Origin of the sequence: Stenotrophomonas sp. 3diitr2024 (assembly GCF_042136455.1) — a bacterium.
GTDB classification, from domain to species: domain Bacteria; phylum Pseudomonadota; class Gammaproteobacteria; order Xanthomonadales; family Xanthomonadaceae; genus Stenotrophomonas; species Stenotrophomonas sepilia.
Map to the genome: position 1 here is coordinate 1 of NZ_JBHHMJ010000806.1, position 3969 is coordinate 3969.

The window sequence follows — 3969 nt, forward strand, 5'->3', positions numbered from 1 at the left end:
GGCCCGCCGTGATGGCGGGCCGGCACCGGCGGGGCGCCCGCGTGTTTCCCTTCCGCCTTCTGCCAGTTGAATCGTTGCCGTGCCGCCCTACGCCGGTCCTCCCGTCGCCTCCCGATCCGGTGATGCCGCCAGCCCCCTGCGGTTGCTGGCCTATCTCGCGTTGGCCATCACCCTGATCGTGCTCGATGACCAGGCTGGCTGGCTGGCACGCCTGCGCGAGCAGGCCAACAGCCTGGTACAGCCGGTATGGGCACTGGCTGGCCTGCCCGGCAAGCTCGGCAACCAGGTCAAGGATTCCGCCGCCAGCCATACCCAGCTGGTCACCGAAAACCGTGAACTGCGCAACCAGCTGCTGCTGGCCAACGCGCGCCTGACTCGCCTGCAGACCGCCGCGCTGGACAACGCCCAGCTGCGCGAACTGCTGAACGTGGCCGAGCGCAGTGGCCTGGACGTGCAGCTGGCGCCGATCCTGGACATCGACCTGGACCCGGTGAAGCAGCGCCTGGTGCTCGACGCAGGCAGCCGCGAGGGCGTGCACGTCGGCCAGGCGGTGATCGACGCCGGCGGCTTGATGGGGCAGGTGATCAGCGTCACCGGTGGCACCTCCACCGTGCTGCTGCTGACCGATCCCGACCACGCGGTGCCGGTCACCGTGGCCCGCAACGGCGTGCGCCTGATCGTCTATGGCCGCGGCGACACGCTGGAACTGCGCGACATCCCGCTCAGCGCCGGCGTGGAAGTGGGCGATGAGATCGTCACCTCCGGCCTCGGCGGGCGATTCCCGGCCGGCTTCCCGGTCGGCACCATCACCGGCCTGCGCCCGGACGACACCCACGCCTTCCTGGTCGGCGAACTGAAGCCGGCGGCCCAGCTCGACCGCGGCCGCGACGTGCTGCTGCTGCGCCCGGGCGCGGCGATCCGCATTCCGCCGGAGCTGCGCCTGCAGCTGGAAGAAACCGCCCCGGGGGGCCCGGCCACCGGCGCCAGCGTGTCTGCAGGAGCCGCGCCAGCGGCAACGACGCCAGCTCCGGTCAGCTCCCCGGTAGCGCCGGTCGCTGGCCGGCAACAGCCCTCGTCGCAGACGAGGACTGTTGACCCCGCATCCTCCCTTAACCCCGCGCCTCAACAAGAGGGGGGCTCTCCCCCAGCTGGATCCACGGTAGTGCCGGCCGCTGGCCGGCAACCGACCACGCCGGAGGCCCAGCGATGAGCCGCCTGCGCGACAACCCGTGGGTGCTGCCGGCCAGCCTGGTGGTGGCGCTGCTGCTGGGCCTGCTGCCGCTGCCGGCGCTGCTGCAGCCGCTGCGCCCGTACTGGCTGGCGCTGGTGCTGGCGTACTGGGTGATCGAAGCTCCTGAGCGCGTCGGCCTGGGCATCGCCTTTGCCAGCGGCGTGGTGGCCGACCTGCTGTACGGCGGCGTGCTGGGCGAACAGGCACTGCGGCTGGTAATGCTGGCCTTCATCCTGCAGCGCTTCCGTGCCCGCATCCGCTTTTTCCCGATGTCCCAGCAGATGCTGGCCATCGGCGGCCTGCTGTTCAACGATCGCATCGTCAGCGCGCTGGTCCACATCGTGGTGGATGAGCCGACCCTGCCCTGGTCGTACTGGTGGGCGCCTCTGCTGGGCATGGGCCTGTGGCCGCTGGTGTTCGTGCTGCTGGACGCGGTGCGCTTCGGCAAGCGCGGGCGCTGAGCCATGATCCCGCGCCGCCAGGTCAAGAACCCGCACGCCGAAGCCGAGCAGTTCCGCCGCCGTGCGGCGCTGGGTTTCCTGGGCGTGCTGGTCTGCCTGCTGGGCCTGGGCGGCTGGTACTTCAAGCTGCAGGTGCTGGACCACGACGTCTACGCCACGCGCTCGGAAGCCAACCGCATCAAGCCGCGGCCGGTGGTGCCAGGGCGCGGCATGATCTACGACCGCAACGGTCGCCTGCTGGCCGAAAACGTGCCGGCCTTCCGCCTGGACGTCACTCCGGACAAGGTCAAGGACATGGATGCCACCCTGGAAGGGCTGGCGAAGATCATCAGCATCAGCCCGGAAGAGCTGGAAGCATTCAACAGGTCGCGCAAGGCGCGCCGCAAGTTCCTGCCGGTCACGCTGAAGCTGCGCATGAGCGACGAGGAGATGGCGCGCTTTGCCGTCGACCGCTGGCGTTTCCCGGGGGTCGAGCTGGAACCCTACCTGACCCGGCGCTATCCCTATGGCGATCTGTTCGCGCACATCATCGGCTACGTCGGCCGCGTTGATGACAAGGATCTGGAGATCCTCGGCGAAGGCAATGCCGCGCTGACCCACATCGGCAAGTCCGGCCTGGAACGCTATTACGAGCAGCAGCTGCGCGGCAAGGTCGGCTACGAGCAGGTCGAGACCAACGTGCAGGGTCGCGCGATCCGCACCATCGGCCGCGTCGCCGCGCAGTCCGGTGCCGACCTGCGGCTGTCGATCGACGCCGACCTGCAGCGCGCGATGGTGGCCGCGTTCGGCGACCAGGAGGGTTCGGCGGTGGCGATGGATCCGCGCACTGGCGAAGTGCTGGCGATGGTCAGCCTGCCGTCCTACGACCCCAACCTGTTCGTCAACGGCATTTCCCATGCCGACTTCAAGGCCTTGAACGAAAACCCGTCGCGGCCACAGTTCAACCGCCTGGTGCTCGGTGGCGTCGCTCCCGGTTCCACGCTGAAGCCGCTGATCGGCCTGGCGGGACTGGACTCCGGCGTGCGCCGCCCGGAAGACAAGGTGCTCTCCACCGGCATGTTCTACCTGCCGGGCACCTCGCGCGGCTGGGGTGACGCCCACCGTGGCGGCCACGGCTGGACTGATCTGCGCAAGTCCATCGCCGAGTCGGTCAACACCTATTACTACAAGCTGGCGCTGGACCTGGGCATCGAGCGCTTCGACCATTACATGGAGTACTACGGCTTCGGCCAGCCGACCGGCATCGACCTCACCGGCGAGATCGGCGGCATCCTGCCGTCGCCCGCCTACAAGCGGAAGAGCCGCAAGGAAGCCTGGTATCCCGGCGATACGGTCAACATCAGCATCGGCCAGGGTGACTGGAAGGTCACCCCGCTGCAGCTGGCGCGCGGCGTCAGCGGCCTGGCCGACGGCCAGCTGCGCACCCCGCACCTGGTGATCCAGCAGCGCGAAGGCTTCGACAGCGACTGGACGGCGATGCCGCCCGGCGAGAGCAAGCCGGTCAGCCCCAATCCCAACAACGTGCAGGCCGTGCGCGAGGGCATGATGGCAACCATGCGGCCCGGCGGCAGCGGCTGGCGCGTGGCCGTCGGTGCGCCGTACGTGATGGCCGGCAAGACCGGTACCGCACAGGTCATCAGCCGCAAGGGCACCGCCGCCGTGAATCCGAAGAGCCTGCCGATGCATCTGCGTCACCGCGCACTGTTCGTCGGCTTTGCGCCGGCGGACAGCCCGGTCATCGCAATTGCGGTGGCAGTGGAAGGTGGTGGCTATGGTGGTTCGGCCGCGGCGCCGATCGCACGCAAGGTGTTCGACGCTTACCTGTTGGGCAAGATGCCCGAAGGCATGCAGCCGCTGGACAGCGAGCGCGGCACCACCGCCATCGGCGCCACCGCGTTCGACAACGAAGACGCGGGCGCGCGCCAGGCCGGTGACCTCGCCGCTGCACAGGTGGGAGAGCATCCGGTGCTGATTGGTGCACCCACGCCGGAGCCCGCGCCTGCGCCTGCGCCGCAGCCGGGTGCGCCGGCCGCCACGCTGCCAGCCACGCCGCGCCCGGCCCCTGCGGAGCCCGCACGATGAGAGTATTCCTGCGCTGGGCCGGCGACATGCTGCGCCGCTTTTTCAGCACGCTGGACTGGGTGCTGTGCCTGGCCCTGGGCGCGCTGATGGTGATTGGCCTGGCGACCCTGAAGAGCGCTGGTGGCGACAGCCTGGTGATGGCGCAGGGCGCGCGTTTCGCGGTGGGCACGGCCGCACTGTGGGGCATCTCGCGGG

General features: G+C 69.6%; 3 protein-coding genes and 1 pseudogene. All 4 read left to right on the forward strand.

Translation table 11 applies throughout. The annotated features are described in order from the left end of the window. Positions 1 to 79 precede the first annotated feature (79 nt). Entirely contained in the window at positions 80 to 1210 is a 1131-nt protein-coding gene (gene mreC, locus ABGA94_RS21440) for a rod shape-determining protein MreC (RefSeq protein WP_065186227.1), read from the forward strand. Beyond that, on the forward strand, positions 1207 to 1692 hold the full coding sequence (mreD, locus tag ABGA94_RS21445; RefSeq protein WP_005419400.1) for a rod shape-determining protein MreD: 486 nt from the start codon (positions 1207 to 1209) through the stop codon (positions 1690 to 1692). Before mreC ends, mreD begins: the two co-directional genes overlap by 4 nt. 3 nt (positions 1693 to 1695) lie before the next feature. Further along, positions 1696 to 3774, forward strand: a complete 2079-nt coding sequence (gene mrdA / locus ABGA94_RS21450; protein ID WP_111176534.1) for a penicillin-binding protein 2 — start codon at positions 1696 to 1698, stop codon at positions 3772 to 3774. After that, positions 3771 to 3969 (forward strand): annotated as a pseudogene (locus ABGA94_RS21455) (rod shape-determining protein RodA); the annotation flags it as partial. The gene mrdA and the pseudogene ABGA94_RS21455, both read left to right, overlap by 4 nt.